18 protein-coding genes and 1 pseudogene are annotated in these 18,596 nt (G+C 53.8%); 15 read left to right on the forward strand and 4 right to left on the reverse strand.

From position 1 onward, the window contains the following. Positions 1-82 precede the first annotated feature (82 nt). The gene (locus tag Q1J43_RS05350) at positions 83-505 is read left to right on the forward strand and encodes a BON domain-containing protein (protein ID WP_301101356.1); all 423 of its coding nucleotides are present in this window, start codon (positions 83-85) and stop codon (positions 503-505) included. An 80-nt stretch (positions 506-585) separates the two neighbouring features. Here the strand turns inward: Q1J43_RS05350 and Q1J43_RS05355 are convergent, their stop codons facing one another. Next, positions 586-915 (reverse strand): DUF2934 domain-containing protein, encoded by a 330-nt coding sequence (locus Q1J43_RS05355; RefSeq protein WP_301101357.1) that lies wholly within the window; start codon positions 913-915, stop codon positions 586-588. A gap of 262 nt (positions 916-1,177) precedes the next feature. Between Q1J43_RS05355 and Q1J43_RS05360 the strand changes: the two genes are divergently transcribed. After that, positions 1,178-2,362, forward strand: a complete 1,185-nt coding sequence (locus Q1J43_RS05360; RefSeq protein ID WP_301101358.1) for an NnrS family protein — start codon at positions 1,178-1,180, stop codon at positions 2,360-2,362. Between the two features lie 49 nt (positions 2,363-2,411). Here Q1J43_RS05360 and Q1J43_RS05365 read toward each other — a convergent pair whose 3' ends face one another. After that, positions 2,412-2,540 (reverse strand): hypothetical protein, encoded by a 129-nt coding sequence (locus tag Q1J43_RS05365; RefSeq protein WP_301101359.1) that lies wholly within the window; start codon positions 2,538-2,540, stop codon positions 2,412-2,414. Positions 2,541-2,643: 103 nt separating this feature from the next. Here Q1J43_RS05365 and Q1J43_RS05370 point away from each other — a divergent pair, with 103 nt between their 5' ends. From Q1J43_RS05370 to Q1J43_RS05380, 3 genes are all read left to right on the forward strand, one after another. Further along, the gene (locus Q1J43_RS05370) at positions 2,644-2,871 is read left to right on the forward strand and encodes an ATP-binding protein (RefSeq protein WP_301101360.1); all 228 of its coding nucleotides are present in this window, start codon (positions 2,644-2,646) and stop codon (positions 2,869-2,871) included. Between the two features lie 418 nt (positions 2,872-3,289). Next, positions 3,290-4,336 (forward strand): hypothetical protein, encoded by a 1,047-nt coding sequence (locus tag Q1J43_RS05375; RefSeq protein ID WP_301101361.1) that lies wholly within the window; start codon positions 3,290-3,292, stop codon positions 4,334-4,336. 127 nt (positions 4,337-4,463) lie between these two features. Continuing rightward, positions 4,464-4,949, forward strand: a complete 486-nt coding sequence (locus Q1J43_RS05380) for a VOC family protein (RefSeq protein ID WP_301101362.1) — start codon at positions 4,464-4,466, stop codon at positions 4,947-4,949. Positions 4,950-5,133: 184 nt separating this feature from the next. Here the strand turns inward: Q1J43_RS05380 and Q1J43_RS05385 are convergent. Next, positions 5,134-5,685: pseudogene (locus tag Q1J43_RS05385) on the reverse strand (IS110 family transposase); the annotation flags it as partial. Positions 5,686-5,821: 136 nt separating this feature from the next. Between Q1J43_RS05385 and Q1J43_RS05390 the strand changes: the two are divergent. The 10 genes from Q1J43_RS05390 to Q1J43_RS05435 all read left to right on the forward strand — a co-directional run bounded on the left by Q1J43_RS05390 (position 5,822) and on the right by Q1J43_RS05435 (position 18,204). Next, a complete protein-coding gene (locus tag Q1J43_RS05390) occupies positions 5,822-6,283 on the forward strand; it encodes an AP2/ERF family transcription factor (RefSeq protein WP_301101363.1) in 462 nt (153 codons plus the stop codon). Positions 6,284-6,640: 357 nt separating this feature from the next. Then, complete coding sequence (locus Q1J43_RS05395) at positions 6,641-7,639, forward strand: glycosyltransferase family 4 protein (RefSeq protein ID WP_301101364.1); 999 nt, start codon at positions 6,641-6,643, stop codon at positions 7,637-7,639. Beyond that, complete coding sequence (locus Q1J43_RS05400; protein ID WP_301101366.1) at positions 7,633-8,565, forward strand: glycosyltransferase family 2 protein; 933 nt, start codon at positions 7,633-7,635, stop codon at positions 8,563-8,565. The genes Q1J43_RS05395 and Q1J43_RS05400 overlap by 7 nt, the downstream gene beginning before the upstream one ends. Then, on the forward strand, positions 8,558-9,286 hold the full coding sequence (locus Q1J43_RS05405; RefSeq protein WP_301101367.1) for a class I SAM-dependent methyltransferase: 729 nt from the start codon (positions 8,558-8,560) through the stop codon (positions 9,284-9,286). The genes Q1J43_RS05400 and Q1J43_RS05405 overlap by 8 nt, the downstream gene beginning before the upstream one ends. Positions 9,287-9,300: 14 nt before the next feature. Beyond that, positions 9,301-10,092, forward strand: a complete 792-nt coding sequence (locus tag Q1J43_RS05410) for a class I SAM-dependent methyltransferase (RefSeq protein WP_301101368.1) — start codon at positions 9,301-9,303, stop codon at positions 10,090-10,092. Then, positions 10,089-12,065, forward strand: a complete 1,977-nt coding sequence (locus Q1J43_RS05415; protein WP_301101369.1) for a glycosyltransferase — start codon at positions 10,089-10,091, stop codon at positions 12,063-12,065. The genes Q1J43_RS05410 and Q1J43_RS05415 overlap by 4 nt, the downstream gene beginning before the upstream one ends. 3 nt (positions 12,066-12,068) lie before the next feature. Further along, complete coding sequence (asnB, locus tag Q1J43_RS05420) at positions 12,069-13,997, forward strand: asparagine synthase (glutamine-hydrolyzing) (protein WP_301101370.1); 1,929 nt, start codon at positions 12,069-12,071, stop codon at positions 13,995-13,997. Then, positions 13,985-15,949, forward strand: coding sequence for an asparagine synthase (glutamine-hydrolyzing) (asnB, locus tag Q1J43_RS05425; RefSeq protein ID WP_301101371.1), 1,965 nt, complete (start codon positions 13,985-13,987; stop codon positions 15,947-15,949). The genes asnB (Q1J43_RS05420) and asnB (Q1J43_RS05425) overlap by 13 nt, the downstream gene beginning before the upstream one ends. Further along, entirely contained in the window at positions 15,946-17,085 is a 1,140-nt protein-coding gene (locus Q1J43_RS05430; RefSeq protein ID WP_301101372.1) for a glycosyltransferase family 4 protein, read from the forward strand. Before asnB (Q1J43_RS05425) ends, Q1J43_RS05430 begins: the two co-directional genes overlap by 4 nt. Positions 17,086-17,229: 144 nt before the next feature. Further along, positions 17,230-18,204 (forward strand): hypothetical protein, encoded by a 975-nt coding sequence (locus Q1J43_RS05435; protein WP_301101373.1) that lies wholly within the window; start codon positions 17,230-17,232, stop codon positions 18,202-18,204. Between the two features lie 173 nt (positions 18,205-18,377). Here the strand turns inward: Q1J43_RS05435 and Q1J43_RS05440 are convergent. Next, positions 18,378-18,596 (reverse strand): hypothetical protein (locus tag Q1J43_RS05440; protein WP_301101374.1); only part of this gene is annotated, 219 nt, incomplete at its 5' end.

Raw genomic sequence — 18,596 nt, forward strand, 5'->3', positions numbered from 1 at the left:
GAAGGCGGCCTCTTCATTTGATTCGCCATCAACTGAGGGGAACCACTTTGGCGATGTGAACACCTCTGGAAAGGGCCGCACAATGAAAACCTTGAAAAATTTAAAATTAATCGGCATTTCGCTGCTACTCGTTGCCGGGCTTTCCGCCTGTGACAGCAAGCCCGGCCCGGCGGAGAGCGCTGGCAAAAAGATCGACCAGACCGCGAATGAAGCCGGCAAGAAAATTGGCGAGACGGTCGATAAGGTCGGTGACAAGCTGGGCGAACAAGGCACCAAAACTGCGGTCGCCATTGACGATGCTGAGATTACGGCGAAGGTCAAGGCGGCCATTTTTGCCGAGCCGGGCCTTAAGACCCTGCAAATCAGTGTAGACACCGTAAAAGGCGTCGTAAGCCTGAGCGGCTCAGCGGATTCGCTGGCCAGTAGCGAGCGGGCCAAAGCCTTGGCCGCTGCGGTGTCAGGCGTTAAGGGTGTTGATAACCGGCTAGTGCTGAAGTTGAACTGACGCGTGACCGCCGCCGCCAACGAAAAGATGGCGACGGCGCGATTTTCGGCGCGGGCGAGAAAGAAAACTATAAGTTGCAGCTATTTCGCGTTGCCCAGCGTGGTCTCCACGTCATTTTCGGCCTGGAGCCAATCGATTAGCTCATTTCCGGGAGCGAAGTCGCGCTGTTCGGCGATATAAAAGGCCGCTTCCTCAATCATTTGCTTGGGGTTGAATACGGCGTTCTCAGCGATCATTTGCTCGTATTCGTAATTACCCTCGGGGCGGTTCGCCGTCTCATTCTTCGCCTCGATGTCCGCTTCCTGCTGAATTCGTTCGCCGTGGAAATCAGCCGCTCCGGCGATCACTGCTTTATCTTTGTGATTGCCTTCGTGTTTATTCTCGATCCTGTGCCTACTCTTCATTTTCATCTCCTTATTGACACGCGCCCAGTAAACCGCAGCTTCAGAAATCTGCGCTCGGGGCCGCTTGATCGGTGACCACCACCGGTGCCGATGAGATTAGGCGGATATCGCCTGCCGTTCTGTGCGCTGGCGCGCTTAGGCCGCTCAAGCGTCGCGGCACAGCAAAGTCTGCATCTGCCAATCGCCAGCATCCGATTCGAAAACAACAAGGTGTTCTCGATGAAGGACGGCTAAACTGGCTATCACGATGGATTTTTCAGGACGCCCCATGAACCAACTGCCGCCTGCACACGTGCCGACAACGAATCACCACCACGCGCTATGGAATTTAGGATTTCGCCCGTTTTATCTGCTGGCGAGTTTTTTCAGTGCTTTCAGTGTGCTGCTCTGGTCAATGCAATTTTCCGGCGACCTGCCCTCCGCGTACCTGAAAGGGGCAGCATGGCATGGTCATGAAATGCTGTTCGGATATGCCACGGCGGTGATCGCTGGCTTTTTGCTGACTGCCGTGCGCGCGTGGACGAAGCAGCCGACTCCGAGTGGCGTCCCATTGATGGCATTGGCAGCGCTCTGGATCGGCGGCAGGGTTTTGCTACTGACCCCTCTGGCCATGACGGCAGCGGTGGTCAATGCGGCCTTTCCTCTCGCCATCGCCGTGGCAATTGGCGTTCCGCTTTTCCGATCGCGCAATGTCCGCAACTATTTCTTTGTCGGCCTGCTGGTGTTGATGGCCTTGTTGTCCCTGGCCCTGCACCTGGCGCTGCAAGGCCGCTTCGAAGTGGAACCGCGCCTGGGTCTGCAACTCGCACTGGACGTGATCCTGTTCACCATGGCAGTCGTGGCTGGCCGCGTGATTCCGATGTTCACCAACAACGGAGTACCTGGAGCCAATGCCACACGCCACGCGCTGCTGGAAAAATGCGCACTTGGCGCGATATTGCTGCTGTTCGCCGCAGACCTGCTGCAATTACCTCAGAATGTCATCGCCATAATTGCACTGCTCGGTGCCCTGGCCCATGGACTGCGGCTGTCCCTGTGGAAACCGTGGCGCACCCTGAATACGCCGCTGGTATGGATACTGCATGCGGCCTATGCCTGGATAGTGGCTTATCTCGCGTTGCGTGGCATGACTGCACTGCACCTTTTGTCCGGATCCTATGCCATTCACGCCCTGACAACAGGCGCAATTGGCGGATTGACGCTGGGCATGATGACCCGAACCGCCCGCGGCCATACCGGGCGGCATCTGATCGCGGATGGCTTCGAAGTGCTCATGTTTCTTCTGGTTCAGATCGCAGCGCTTGTTCGTGTCTTCGGCGGCATCGTATCGCCGGACTTTTATCTAGCGAGCATTCAACTCTCGGGACTGCTGTGGGCCCTGGCCTTCGGTCTTTATGGCGTACGTTACTGGCCCGTTCTGACCCGCCCCCGCCTGGATGGGCAAGCGGGCTAGTGTTTAATGTCAAATCGGAATTTTGGCATTGAACTGCCAATGCCTTATTTCACGTCAACAACATCGTCGAGAAACTCGGCGCCTCCAATAAGACCCACGCCGTCGCCCTGGCGTTGCGCAGCGATTGATAGACGAGATTGTCGATTGCTGCCGCTGGCGGCGCCATCTTCGCACCCACCTTGCTTTTCTGCTGTCACCTTTCATTTCTGACAGGTACATTCCTCCCTGAAGTCGGGTACGCTTCCACGGCGACATTTGTCATGTAGATCGCTTGACCACGCTTGGCGCCGTTGAATCAGGCGGGACGTAACGATCTGCTGGAGGTGATTGATGACCGGGTGGGGACGCGTGCCACCCTGATCACCAGCCAGCTACCGACGGAACACTGGCATACCTATCTCAACGATCCAATACTGGCGGATGCCATTCTGGATCGGGTGCTGCACGCGGCGCACAAGCTCGCCCTGACTGGCGAATCCCTGCGTAAGCAGGAAAATCCAGCACGATGAACCGCCTTTGCACGCAACACGGGTTACCCACCGCGCCGCTCGCCTCCCGCTTGATAAATCAGCGGGAGGCGGCACCGTGGATAACCCTGCCGCCTCTCCAATTTCGCGACAGCGTGACCGTCGTTTCACAAAAGCGTAACCGCGATTTCGCCAAGAGCATGACCGTTTGAGGCAACATCAATCTTTACCCATACAGCATCTCCGCATCGGTCACGCTTTGGCGAAATCACCGGTCACGTTCGGCGAAATACGCACATTACAGTTCTTCATAAACTTGGGACTACCGAATCTTGCACCACCACGGTAGAAATTTAATTCGTCGAACCGCCGGATACGTGACCCGTATGTCCGGTGGTGTGGGAGGGAGGGGCCGTGAGGCTTCTTCCTATCCCGATTGGAGCTCTTCTTAGGAGATTACATGCGGCCCTACCTATTTCTTTTGCCCGCTCTGGCAATGATCGACGGATGTGCTTCAACCCCGAATTCTCGTTGGCTTGAGGGGGCGATGATGAGTTTTGAAGTTCTAGAAGTCGGACCACGGCAATACAAGCTATTCGCCAACGGCGCCGGTGCTCATAAGCGAGAGGAAGTTGAACGCGGATTTCTTGTTCGCGCCAGGGAGATCTGCGATGGTCAGGAGTTTAGCCACGAACTCCTGACGACACCGTATCAGTATACGGTGTATGCGACCGTGATGATCGTCTGTAACGGCACTGTGGGACTGTGCCTACTGATGGGGGCTTTGCGGCATCGCGTGCTCACCTTCAGGGTCGAAGGAACCAACCCGGCGTTGTCGGTACTTGCCACCCTCACTATCTTGACGCTGGTGCTGCCCTCGTTCACTACCTCCACGCCTGGGCCAACGCTCTCGTCGGTCCAACTTGCCTTTGTTGGCGTGGTCTCACTTACGCTTTACGGAGTTTTTGTTTTCGTGCAGACCGTGCGCCATCGTAGTTATTTTCTGCCCGTCGGAGTGGAGTCCGAGGACCAACCTGCAACTCCGCCCCCTGCGTCTGTGGCGTTCACAAGTTTTGCGCTGCTGTTTCTCTGTCTAGTTGCCGTCGTTGGCCTTGCCAAGGCGCTTGCGCCTAATATTGAGGCCATTGTTAATGCGGCATCGGTGCCGCATGCGGTCATCGGCATCGCTATCGCGCTTATGGTTCTGCTGCCCGAAACCTGGGCCGCAGTCCGAACAGCCATGCGCAATCGCATGCAGACGAGCTTCAATCTGGCTCTGGGTTCTGCGCTTGCCACAATCGGCCTGACCATACCAGCTGTGGCAGCCACTTCCATCATATGGGGACTGCGGCTGGATCTCGGGCTGCCTCCAAAGGAGATGGTGCTGCTCGTGCTCACCCTGATGATTTCGGCAATGACCTTGGCCGGGGGGCGTTCTACAGTGCTTCAGGGAGCCGTACATCTAGTGCTGTTCGCCGTGTTTATCTTCCTTGCGGTCTTGCCGTGAGGGCGCCCAACACTGCGCTCCAAGGGACGCGCCGCATGCGGCGCGTCCCTAAGCTTGAACGTTATCTCGCCAGTGGAACGTTCCGTCGCCCCTGAATTCCAATGGTTCATCACAATGGAGTCATGACATGACAAAGCCTGCGAAAAACACGGTTTGCCTCTGGTACGACGATGACGCTGAGAACGCAGCGCGGTACTACGCCGAGACTTTTCCCGATTCGTTCGTCGGCGCGGTACACCGCGCACCAGGCGACTTCCCGTCGGGCAAGAAGGGAGACGTCTTGACAGTCGAGTTTACCGTGATGGGTATTCCCTGCATCGGGCTCAACGGAGGGCCCGCGTTCAAGCACGACGAGGCGTTCTCGTTTCAGGTCGCGACCGTTGACCAGGCCGAGACGGACCGATACTGGAACGCGATTGTCGGCAACGGTGGGCAAGAGAGCGAGTGCGGCTGGTGCAAAGACAGGTGGGGATTGTCCTGGCAGATTACGCCGATCGTCCTGACTCAAGCGTACACCAACCCCGATCGCGCTATCGCCAAGCGCGCGTTCGATGCAATGATGACGATGAAAAAGATCGACATTGCCACAATCGAGGCGGCGATACGTGGTTGAGGTTCTCGTGAAAGACGGGATAACGACATGGCGCTCAAGCTCGCTCCCTTCGGTCGCTGGACGCTGCGCGATAAAGCCGCGCAGCGCCGGTTAGCTCTACGACAAGGGCTTCCCCGAATTCGCAAGTGCGCGTGATATTTTTTAGTTCATTTTTTTCTCTGGTCTGATTTCATTTTCACTGCATTAGGAGGTCGCCAATACAACGGTTGGCGTGGCCCGGCAGATCTTCGAGGTACGCTCCAATCGCTCGGCGCAGGCAGGCGACCTTCTGCGGCAGGACGATGCCGAACTCGGACATCAGGCCGCGCATCCTGTTATAGATCGCCGTACGTTCTTCGACAAAGCCTTGGCGGGTGCGATGCAGACAGAGGATGATTTGCTGATGTTCTTCCTTGACCGGGACAAAGCGCATGCTGGGTCGGGTGACGGCTTCGCAGATGGCGGCGGCATCGGCCGCGTCGTTTTTGCCGCGTTTGCCGCTCAGACGGTAGGGGGTGACGAACTTGGGGGCGATGAGTTTGACGCTGTGGCCATATTCCCGAAAAAACCGTGCCCAGTGATGTGCGCCTGAGCAGGCTTCCATGCCGATCAGGCAGGGCGGCAACTGGACGATCATCGGTAGCAGTTGCTCTCTTGTTACCTTGGGCTTGATCAGGGCCGCTTTGCCATTCTCATCAACACCATGAACAGCAAAGACGTTCTTGGCAAGATCAATTCCTATCGTCATAATGCTCATGCACTTCCCCTTTCGTGGTTTCAAATGGACGACTTCGACATCACCATTTTGGCACTGCGTTGGCGTGCGGCTTTAACTCCGCTTCCTCGGGACGGGGAAGTCCCTTTCATTCGTTATGCCTAATCCCTGAGGGACAATGAAACACCATCGCAACATTCGCCGCATAGATAATGACACCCGGAGGACCCATGCTTGGCTCGTGCAAGTTCAACGGAGAGGCAACGTCATCATAAAAATGTTCTCTGATAATATTTTGGGTGGGAAGCAAAAAGCCTTATCAGCCGCCCTTGAATACCGCGATGAGCTAATCCTTGCTGCTCCAGCAGCCGAGCGTAATCTGTGGCATCGGACGATTGTCCGGCGCAATAACACATCGGGCATTCCGGGCGTTGGTCTTTATAAAAGAACGAATGGCTCAGAAAGATGGAGAGCCGAATGGATCGATGAAAATGGAATTAGAAAATCACGAACATTCTCAGTAAGCATTTATGGCAAACGCAAGGCAAAACAACTTGCCATTGCCGAGAGACAGCGCCAGCTTGAACGGATATTTGAAATAAAAAACACTCAAGTTTGCTGGCCTAACGAACAAGGTTAGATCGTGCAACATATTGCCTGATGTGTCTTGGGCCGAACTTCTTGGAAATGGCTGCTGCGTTAATGTTTATTAAGAACGCTTCTTTCAAGATTGAAAGCATGTGAAAAATTGATTACCACCTGATTTCCTCGCTCGTCACCCCGGCGGCAGCCGGGGTCTAGCTCGTTTATCTAATTGTTAATGAATATCAGAGGAATGAACGGATTCCAGTTTTCACCGGAATGATAGCTTTTGGAGTGTTTATCCATTAATTCACAGCCTCTGAGTCCATCTGTGACTAAAATTTACTTTTACCCTCATTGCACATTTAGAGATCGTCAACTGGACACCATCCGTCGGTGGCCTGTAAGCGAGGTAATGAATCGCGACCTGCTTGATTTACACACCGGTACTCAGGTTGATGTTAGTTATGCAAATTCTTCAAAACTAATAATGTCCTGGAAACAAACCCTGCCGTTGTTAAATATCAAGTTACGCCCAAGAGTTGCACCGAAGGATTCAGTGATTTATGTATGGGGCGCCCTAATAGCCACTGGTGATTTTATTATTGATATTGATAATCCTTGGTCGCTTGTTGGTTATAACTTGCGGGCCATGCCACTTTATAATCGGCTAATAAAATTTATCCTTCTTTCAAAGCGCTGCCGTGAAATTCGTTGTATGAGCGAGGCTTGCCGAAACAGCCTTTGTTCGCTTTTCGGGATGGCCGTTTATGCTAAAGCCACGGTGCACTATCCATGCATTTCCCCTGTTTCTACTGTTATAAAGCCATCTGGCGATGTGTGTCGATTCCTTTTTGTCGGTACGCAATTCGAAATCAAGGGCGGTGAGGCCATGCTCAAGGCTTTTCGACGTGTGTATGCACGACTGGGGTCGTGCCGCTTGGATGTAATCGCCCATCTTCCTCCCGATTTCGCCGCCCTCGCGGAAGGTTGCGACGGCCTTGTTGTCCACAAGGCTCACTTTACCCGCGATGAGGTGCACACCCGCTTCATGCAGAATGCTGACGTTCTTATTCTTCCTACCTATGTTGAATCTTTTGGCATGGTCGCACTAGAGGCTTTGGCACATGGCTTGGCAGTGATCGCCACCGATGTTTATGCCTTGAGCGAGTTGGTTGATAACGGGGTTAATGGAAACCTTCTGTCGCCGCCAATTTCGATCTGGGATGGTGTAATGCCGTCTTCCGCTTACTTCAAGCTATCCGATATTAAACAACTCATCCGTGCGGCGGATACGAGTTTATTCGAGTTAGAATTAGAGCAGTCGATTGAGCGCTTTGTAGTGGATCGGGAGTGGCGCTTACGAGCAAGACAGGCCAGCACAAAACTAATGACGGAGCGTTTCGCATGTTGATATCGCACGTTATTCCCGCACATAATTCATCCACAACAATACTACGAACACTGGAATCTGTATTTCGATGGCCCGTGCCGACGGATTGGCAGGTTGAAGCGATTGTGGTTGATGATGGTAGCGATGATGCCCTGGAATTAGCCTATATCGTTGAACAGTTCACCGCTGCCCAATTGGTGGTGCACAAAACTAATCGCGGCATGTGCGCAGGACGTAATAGCGGTATTGCAGCATCGCGAGGAGATATTGTATCCATACTGGATTCGGACGACGAGTTGGTGGTGAAATGGCCTTCGGTGATGGAGAAAATCCTTCAGGAATGGCCCGCCAAAGTTAATATTTGCTATGCCGCCTGCCAAAATACAAAATTTCAAATAACTTCTCAAGAACCTGATTATAAAGGACTGCTGTCTCTTAATGACCTCCTGAATGAGCGCCATTCCGGGGAATACATCCCGCTATTTCGCGGCGAATATATTCGTCAAAAACCTTATATTGATCTAAATATGCGCAAGTCTTGTGGAATTGTGAGTTACATTAACTTTGCTCTGGATGGGCCATTCTGGATCACGCCGCAAGTGCTGCGTATCTATCACGACGATAGAGTCGCCTCTGTGTCGGCTGCCTGGACTACACCAAACAAGGCCAGAGAGACCGCCGAGTGTTATAAAAACCTGTTTGATCGTTTTGCATTTCTATATATTCGTGAAGCTCCAAAAATCTATAGAACAAAGCTACTGCGCTATGCAGTTTACTTAAAATTTTCGGGCCTAAAAGGGGCTTGGCGAACTTGGTTTCGTGGCGCGTCTCTTTCCTGCGTGAAAGAGTCTTTAGGTGTGGCGGTGATTTTAGTACTTGGCCAAAAATTTGGTGGCGCAATCGCTAAAATGGCCAAACAAATTGGACTGATTAGGCGTTATGGATAAAGCGACAAACATCCCTTCGGGTTTCTACGAGTCCTTTTGGGAGGACACTATTTATCAGCAGGCCTATGCATTCGATTCTGCTGTTCGTGACAGATTCCCCGCTATTAAAAAAGTCTGGGGAGAAATGGTTTTACCAAATCGCGTCTTGGATTTCGGCTCAGGGAATGGCGTATTAAGCTATTGGATGCACTGTAATGGATTTGGCACATCAATACTCGGCGTTGATGTGAGCAATTCCGGTGTGAACAACGCACGAAAAACATTTTCAGGAAATGGCTTGCATTTCGAAACTATTGATTATTTATCAAACACTACGGATCGCGAGCAATTCGACGTTGTTGTGTCATCCCATGTCCTGGAGCACGTGCCTAATCCAGAAACAACACTGAGCCAATTGCGAAAATTAAGTGATTGGTTTGTTTTCGAAGTTCCCATTGAGATTTGTTTGTGGCAAAACATTTCACACGCCTTACGCCGCACACATCGGCAGCAAAATGATCTTGGACATGTCAATTTTTGGACTACAAAATCGTTCAGGGCTTTCCTGGAGGAAAACGGTTTTTTGATCGTTCGAGATTATCACTATGCGTCTGCGCCTTATTCGCCATACAACACCTTGCTTAAACGAACCGCAGAACGACTCCTTCTAGCTGGTATTGGACTGACTCTATACAGCCGCTTGATGGCAACCCACTATATCGTGCTTGCCCGTCTGCGATAACAAAAGGCTTTACTATGCTTTCAACACCTGCCCAGTCTCAAAAATCTGTTGAGTCTTTTAGCTGGCAATGGACTAAACAAACAGTAATCGATTCGACACGGACCTTCCATCGACGCCTGTTCACGGATTGTGGCCTCTGGTTCGATCATCATGATGACAAAGTGATCGCTGATGTCTGCTCGGGCAACGGTCGGCATGTTTGGGCGTTGGCAAACATGACGAAGGCTGTACGGATCATTTCTGTGGAGCTTGCGCAGCCTGCAGCCGCTCTTCAAAGACAAATCTTTGCAGGCGAGCCGCGCGTCGAAGTAATTCAGGGCGATGCTGGCTTAGTTGAGTTCGAAGCGGATTTTATTTATTTACTTGGTGCGATTCAGCATGTGGAAGACCCACTCAATGTTCTGAAGCGAGTGATCAACAATTTGAACGATCGCGGTGAGTTGGTGGTTTCATTTTATATGGTCACGCCGGCAACGATGGCGTTAGAGCCGATCCGTTCGATCACCAAGCGGCTACCGAAATCACTGTTATGGGCTTTAAGCCCCGTTCTGGCGCCTTTGTTCATGGTACGAAAAGCTGGCAGGGAGATGGGATTTAAGAATGCCAGGCACACAGCGTATGACTGGTTTGGTAGCCATCAATACCAGCGCTATTTCACTGAGCCAGAAATCTTTTCCATGTTCGAAATGGCGGGTATCGATCCCAGTAATATCATCAAGCTGGGCAAGGGATTTTTTAAGTTGCGCGCTGGAGAAGGGGCACGGCTCGACGATACTATTCATACTTTTGGCGCTGACGCCAAATGAATGTGGCGCTTCCCACAAATTCCGTACCGATTGCACGTGTTCTCCTTCTTTTTTCAAGTAGTGAGCTTGGCGGAGCTGAACGGAGTCTGACGCGAATGGCGTGTCAGTCGTCAGCGCTTGAATATCATCTTGCAACTCTGGATGGCGAAGGGCCTTGGTGCGATTGGGTGCGTGAACTACAGCGCCACCCCGTTGTTTTTGGCTATCGCAAGGGAGCAAAAGCTCACGGCCAGTTGAACCTGCGCGCATTTATTGCCTTGCGGGCTTACATTCGACGCGAGCAGATCAATGTGATTTATGTCTGTGGTATTCGCGCCGCATTTATTTTGCGCTGGATGAAGCCACTCATGCCTGGTGTCTGTCTGGTGCAAGGTGTGCGTTGGAATCCGGCTTCGGATTCGCGACTCGATCACTGGTTCAGGTTTCTTGAGCGTTGGTCTAACCTGCTGGTGGATGGCTACATAACAAACTCGCAGATCGCAGCGGATACGCTGGCCCAGCGTTGCAGGATTCCCACGCGCCGCATTCATGTCATCTACAACGGCCTTGCAGAAATTCCCGCAGACGATTCAGAGACTAGCGCGCGTCCCTTAGAAGTATTGACGGTAGCGAATCTCAGTCCGCGGAAAGACCACCTCAACTACTTAAATGCCATAACACTTGTTCTCGCTACGATCCCTCAAGCCCGCTTTATTTTCGTCGGGCGGGATGATATGTCTGGTGAGGTTCAACATGCGATTGAGCAGAAGGGGCTTGCGCATGCAGTGCGGTGCGTTGGTTTTCAGATGGATGTCTCGTCCTATTTGAAGCGGGCACGACTATTTGTCTTGCCTTCGCCTTCGGGCGAAGGGTGTCCAACGGCTTTGCTAGAAAGCTTTGCGTGGGGATGTCCGGTTGTTGCATATGCAGCTGACGGTATACCTGAGTTGGTCAACGATAATGTCGATGGGTTTGTTGTTCCGCCAAGGGATGTGACTGCCATGGCTGAAAAAATCATCACGATGTTGAATGACGGCAGCCTCGCCGTTAAATTTGGTCAGGCAGGCAAAAAAAAGGTGGCCGATAAATTCACCCTGGGCGCCTGTGCGAAGTTCCATGAGATTGCCATTAAACGGATTGTCCATGGAATAGATTCAGACTTTCAGATGAGGAATGTTGATACAAAAACGGTGGGAGGGTTCGGTCTTGAATGGGCGGCATTTGATCAAAGTGGTTTGATCGAGATCGAAAAAAAGCAAATATTCAACGATTATTTCTCGATATTTCCTTGGGGCAATTTGCCAAGCAACGCAGTAGGCGCTGATATAGGCTGTGGAAGCGGCCGATGGGCTTCGATTGTTGCCCCTAGAGTCGGTTTTCTGCATTTAATTGACGCCAGTGAACAAGCTCTCGAAGTAGCGCGAAAAAATCTCGGCAACATCGCTAACTGCACTTTTGGCCACGCCTCAGTTGCTGAACTTCCCTTTGAAGATGGGAGTCTGGATTTCGCGTACTCACTCGGGGTTTTGCATCATGTACCCGATACTGCCGCAGCCATCGCATCTATTGCCGTGAAGATGAAGCGTGGAGCACCTCTGCTCTTGTATCTTTATTACGCTTTTGATAACAGGTCGTGGTGGTACAGAGCCGTGTGGAAACTCAGCGATCTGACACGAAAAATTGTTTCGACAATGCCGTTCGGTGCAAAAAGCATCCTTTGTGAAATTATTGCAGCCTTGGTTTACTGGCCTATGGCGCGATGCGCAAAACAACTCGCCGCTATGGGAAAAATGCCGATGGGGTGGCCACTTGCCTATTACCGAGACAAGTCGTTCTATGTAATGCGAACCGATGCGCTGGATCGTTTCGGTACGCGTCTGGAGCAGCGCTTTAGTAAAGGGCAGATTGAATGCATGTTGCGAGAAGCAGGAATGATCGATGTTCGCTTCTCTGATCGGGAGCCTTACTGGTGTGCTGTAGGCGTCAAGAAATAGCCTATGTGCGGAATCGCGGGCCTACTGGGTCAATTCACTGCGTCAAACTGTACGACAGAGATTCTGAAGCGCTTGACGCATCGTGGCCCTGACGGAGCCGGCGAGTGGTCCGCAGAGGGTGTCTGGCTCGGTCACCGTCGTTTGTCAGTGCTTGACCTGTCCCTTGAAGGCCGGCAACCGATGATTTCCAACACCGGTCGCTATGTGTTGACGTTTAACGGCGAGGTTTATAACTATCTCGATCTTCGCCGGGAACTGGAGGACGTCGGTACGGTTTTTCGAGGCCGTTCCGATACTGAAGTCGTTCTTGCTGCCTGTGAGTGCTGGGGGGTTGAGGCCGCAACGGTTCGTTTTGAAGGGATGTTTGCTTTTGGCCTGTACGACACCTTTGAAAGAGCGTTGTGGCTCGCGCGCGATCCTCTGGGCATCAAGCCTCTTTATTACGCCGATGCGAAGGCCGGCTTTGCCTTTGCCTCTGAATTGCAAGCGTTACAGCCTGTACCCTGGCTGGATGATTCGATTAACCCTGATGCGCTTTATGCTTATTTCCGTTATTTGAGCATCCCCGCTCCGGCTTCGATCGTGCTCGGAGTTAAAAAACTGCCTTCGGGTTGTCTGCTCCGCCGGGGCGCCAATGGTGTCCGTATTTTTCCTTACTGGAGTGCCGAGGCAAGTGCGCGGGCAGGTCGCGACAAGCCCTTGAAGTTAAGTTTTTCAGAAGCTGCTGATGAGTTAGAAGCGCGCTTACGCCGCTCCGTTAGCTTGCATATGCAGTCGGATGTTCCTTATGGGGCCTTTCTTTCCGGCGGGGTTGATTCTTCTACTGTAGTGGCCTTGATGCAGGCCGTATCGCCCCGGCCGGTTACTACGTTTGCGATTGGATTTTCAGATCCCAGCCATGATGAGTCACGCTATGCCAGGGCTGTGGCCGTTCATTTGGGTACGGATCATCATGAATTGATTCTGAATGCCAAAGACATACCGGCGCTGATTCCCGAGGTGGCGTCATACTATGACGAGCCTTTTGCTGACGGGAGTTCGATCCCGACTTTCCTGGTCTCAAGATTCGCTCGTGAACATGTCACGGTTAGCCTTTCCGGCGATGGCGGGGATGAGCTCTTCGGTGGCTACCCCCGATATTTTTGGGCCGAGCGGATTGAAAAATGGCGCAAGCGCCTGGGAAAACGAGGCTCAAAACTGGCAGCGGGCATGCTGCAATGCGTCCCCAATGTATTTTGGGACGATACGATAAATCCTCTATTGGGACATCGCTATGGCGGAGCATCCGGTTTGTCAGAGAGGGTGAGGCGTGTTGCCGCCTATCTCGGATGTTCTCGTGATCAGGCGTATGCGTTGACGATGTCAGCGTGGCCTTTTCCAGAGGAGCTACTCGGGAAATCGTCGCGTGCAGCGTTAGGGCCGGATTCTGTGAATTACCCCGACCTGATGTGGGCAGAAGAAATGATGCTTGTCGATCAACAGTGTTATCTGCAAGATGACATTCTGACCAAGCTTGATCGGGCCAGTATGGCCGTGTCGCTGGAGGCCCGGGTGCCCTTGCTGACCCATCCGCTGTTTGAATGGAGTTGGCGCCTCCCGCAAAGTTTCAAGCTTGCCAAGAATGGTGATCAGGGGAAGTTGTTGCTTCGGGAAGTGCTTTATCGCCATGTGCCGAGGGAACTGATCGAGCGACCCAAGCAAGGTTTCGGCATGCCAATGGGCAAGTGGCTCCGGGAGCCATTACGCGATTGGGCTGAGGCCATGCTAGGCACTGCTGACCTTGAAGACGCGGGTCTGATTCCTGGGCCGGTCAAACAGGCGTGGCGTGAACACCTGGCCGGCGCAGACAGGCTTCCTCGGCTATGGACGGTTCTGATGTATGTCCAATGGCGTAAAAACTGGGTTAAAGGTCGCAACGCATGTGCGGCCTAGCCGGCGTACTGGGGCTTGCCGCCCTGGATCATCAACCGATCGCATCCGTGATGGGGCTAATGATTGCCCCTTTGCAGCACCGTGGCCCGGATGATCAAGGGGTATGGTGCGACAACGATGAGGCTGTTGGTCTGGCGCATGTTCGTCTCTCGGTTCTTGATCTTTCGTCTGCGGGCCATCAGCCCATGCACTCCCATTGCGGGCGGTATGTGATCGTTTTTAACGGAGAAATCTACAACCATCTGGATTTGCGGGTTGAGTTGCAGACGTCCGCCCTCACCCCCTGGCGCGGACAATCGGATACGGAAACTCTGCTGGCTTGCTTTTCCGTTTGGGGTGTCGAGAAGACGCTAAAAGCGACCGTGGGGATGTTCGCCTTCGCCCTGTGGGACAGGCAGGAACGCAAACTTGTCCTGGCCCGCGATCGCCTGGGTGAAAAGCCTCTCTACTACGGCTATGTGGCCGGGGCCTTTGCCTTTGCCTCGGAGTTGAAAGCACTCAAAGCATTGCCCGGCTTTAGCGGCGAAGTCGACCGGGGAGCACTGGCGCTGCTATTGCGCCACAACTGCATTCCGGCGCCCTATAGCATTTACCGTGGCCTGTCCAAGCTTATGCCGGGAACATGGCTGGAACTGACTTCGGATGCGATGCGACAACAGCAGATGCCGCAACCCCTGGCCTATTGGTCGGCATTGGCCGCGGCAATGACCGGGGTAAGCAAGCCATTTACCTTTGCCAGCGATGCGCAGGCCGTAGCGGCACTTGAGGCCGAGTTGTCCCGCGCGGTGGCCGGGCAAATGCTGGCCGATGTTCCGCTCGGCGCTTTTCTCTCCGGCGGGATCGATTCCTCGGCCGTCGTTGCCTTGATGCAAACGCAGTCTAGCCGCCCGGTCAAGAGTTTTTCGATCGGCTTTCGCGAGGCGGGTTATGACGAAGCCATTTACGCTAGCGAAGTTGCCCGCCATATCGGAACCGAGCACACTGAGCTGTACGTATCGCCACAGGATGCGCTGGCGGTGATCCCGAAGCTGCCTACAATCTACGATGAGCCGTTTTCTGACTCCTCGCAGATCCCCACCTACCTGGTCGCGCAACTGGCTCGTGAGCGGGTCACGGTGGCTCTCTCTGGCGATGGCGGCGACGAGCTGTTCGGTGGTTACTCGCGCTACTTTCTCGCCGCGCGACTGTGGGGGAAGATTGAACTGATGCCTCATGCGTTGAGAAGGGCTGTTGCACATGTCATTTTTTCGCTATCGCCTCAAGCTTGGGACAACATCTATCGACTGGCAGCCCCGTTCATTCCCAAGGCACACCGCTGGCCAGCACCCGGCGACAAGCTGCACAAGGGAGCAACATTGCTCGACGCTGCCAGTGGCATGGGCTTGTATCGCGGCCTGGTGAGCCACTGGGAACCTAGCGACGTGGTGCTGGGCGCAGCCGAGCCGGAAACGCCGCTGTCTGGTCGGCCGCCCTCACTGCCTTCGTTAACCGAGCAGATGATGCTGCTCGATGCGTTAAATTATCTCCCCAATGACATCCTGGTAAAGGTGGATCGTGCCGCCATGGCGGTCAGTCTCGAATCACGGGTGCCACTGATTGACCATCGAATCTTTGAATTTGCCTGGCGTCTGCCCATGCATTACAAGGTTCGTGGGGGAACAGGAAAGTGGCTTTTACGCCAAGTGCTGTACAAGCATGTGCCAGCAGCACTCGTCGATCGACCCAAGATGGGCTTTGGTGTGCCGATCGACTCCTGGCTGCGTGGGCCCTTGCGTGAATGGGCCGAAGAACTGCTTGGTGAGGAAAGATTACGGCGTGAAGGCTATTTCCAGCCGGCGCCCATCCGTCGCAAATGGAAAGAGCATCTTTCCGGCCAACGCAATTGGCAGTACCACTTGTGGGATGTGCTGATGTATCAGGCGTGGCTGGAGGCGGAAAACGCTTCGCCATGAGCAAGGCCCCGTCCAAGGAAGTTTGGGTTGCTATAAATACCACATGGAATGTTTTCAATTTTCGTCGTGGTTTGCTTACAGCACTTGGCGCAGCAGGGTTTCGCGTCACCGCCTATGCGCCGCCAGATGATTACATTGGCAGGGTAGAGTCTTGCGGCGTGCGCTATGTGCCAATGCAACTCAATAATGCAGGCACCAATCCATTACGAGAGTTGATGACCTTGTGGCAAATGGTGCGCTTGTTGGGGCGCGAACGTCCGGCCTTACTGCTGACTTACACCCCAAAGGTGAATATTTATCTTGCGCTGGTGGCTCGCGTGTGGGGCATACCGGTGGTGGCGAATGTTTCAGGCTTGGGGCGGACATTTATCGCCGGCGGCTGGCTCAACCGCATAGCACGAGTTCTGTATCGAATCGCTTTCTCTTGGCCAAAATGCATTTTTTTTCAGAATGCCGAAGACCGGGCGGTTTTTCTTGATGCCGGTTTGGTCAGGGCGGAGCAAACGGCCTTGCTTCCGGGTTCCGGCGTCGATGTATCCCGGTTTTCTCCAAGGAGAAACGCACGGGAAGGGGGGGCTTTCGTCTTCTTGTTGGTGGCGCGGCTGATGTGGGACAAGGGCGTTGGTGAGTACATTGCCGCCGCTCGCCAGTTGAAAGCAGAGTTTCCTGCAGTGTCCTTTCGTTTGCTGGGTTTTCTGGATGTGCCTAGCCCTTCTGCGGTAACACGGGCCGAGGTGGATGCCTGGGTGCATGAAGGCGTTATTGAGTATCTTGGTCACTCGGACGATACGGTTTCGATTTATGCCGAAGCCGATTGCGTGGTGTTGCCGTCATATCGGGAAGGCATGCCAAAAACATTACTTGAGGCAGCCAGCATGGCCTTGCCAACGATAGCAACGGATGTTCCCGGGTGCCGGCAAGCCGTGCTTGATGGAGAGACCGGCTTGCTCTGCAAAGTGCGGGATTCAACAGCGCTTGCCGAAGCAATGCGCCGCATGCTGCTGCTGTCAGCAAAGGAGCGGGCCCAGATGGGCAAAGCCGCACGGGAGCGGATTATTCGAGAATTTGACGAAAAGATTGTGATCCAGAAATATCTGGTGGCTATTGGGAAAGTTCTGTCAGGGCAATCAGAGTGAGCGACAGTATCGCAAGACGTCCAAACACCTGTGTTGGTTACCGCACCGACGCAAATTTTCAGGAACCTTAGTGTGCAACTCGTGAACCCAATAGGGGGCACATGATTTGAGCACCTGTGATCACCTTTGACCGAAAGGACTGCCATGCCCATTACTGCCACCTTACCTCCTGATCCACGCCAACGCGGTGCCCTGGCCGACAGCCACGCCGACACCGTAATTTCCGTCACCAGCGCTGTCTCGTGGGGCGCCATCGCTGCGGGCGCTGCTGCCGGCGCTGCCCTGTCATTGATCCTGCTCATTCTCGGTGTCGGGCTCGGCCTGTCATCGGTATCCCCGTGGTCCTCTGAAGGAATTAGTGCAGCGAATTTTGGCGTATCCACCATCGTTTGGCTCACGCTCACGCAGTTGCTTTCTTCCGCGATGGGGGGCTACTTGGCCGGCCGACTGCGAAGCAAATGGATGGATACGCACACCGACGAGGTCTATTTCCGTGACACCGCGCATGGCTTTCTGGCTTGGGCGGTGGCCTCGCTGGCCACCGCCACGCTGCTGACCTCGGCTATCGGGGGCATCCTCAATGGCGGTATCCAGGCCGGGGCCTCGGTCGTTAGTGGTGTAGCCAACACTGCCACCGTGGCTGCGAGTGGCTTTACTGCATCTGGAAAGATGGCCGCTGAGGACAGTGGGCCAATGGCTTACTTTGTCGATTCGCTGTTTCGCCGTAGTGGGAGCGCTGAGGCTGCCAGTCCGACCGGATCTTCCGTACCTGCTCAAGCCTCCGAGCGCACAATGACCAAAGATGCCGCGGAGGTTGGCCGTATTTTCATGAACGTCAGCCGTTCCGAACCCCTGCCGCCCACGGACATACAGTACGTCGGTCAGCTCGTTGCCCAACGTACGGGGATGTCGCAGCAAGAGGCCGAGAAGCGCGTGACCGACGTCTACGCGCGCGCTCAGGCCAAGCTGCACAATGCCGAAGTTGCCGCCAAAGATGCCCTCGACAAGGCACGCAAGGCATCGGCCTACGCGGCGTTGTGGGTGTTTGTGTCCTTGCTCATCGGTGCCTTCGTCGCGAGCTTGGCTGCTACTTACGGTGGCCGGCAGCGTGACGCCTGACTATCCAGTTCAAATATCCAACTTCAAGAGGCCTCACTATGCGTTCACTTCTATTGTTTTTTCTCGGCATTCCCATCCCGATCATCATCCTGATCGCGCTGTTCGTGCATTGATTGCACAACACTTACCCCAACTAACTAGGAACTGGACAGTGTCGACTTTTCCGATTTTTTTCACGCGACCAATAGGCTGGCGGCCGAGGCCAGATCGTAACGGGTGTATTTGCTCGTTATTTTCTTGAGGCTGGGGTCTAATTGTGGAAACGTTAAAAATGCCGGGATGGCCGCCCGCAGGGCGTTTGCGACGACAAGCTCGGATGGGGGTAGCGCTGGATTCATGGTGCGAAGCCAACTGCGGAAGTTGCGCCATACCTCAGCGGTGAAGTTTAGCGA

Source organism: Propionivibrio sp., from assembly GCF_029255185.1.
Lineage (GTDB): Bacteria > Pseudomonadota > Gammaproteobacteria > Burkholderiales > Rhodocyclaceae > Propionivibrio.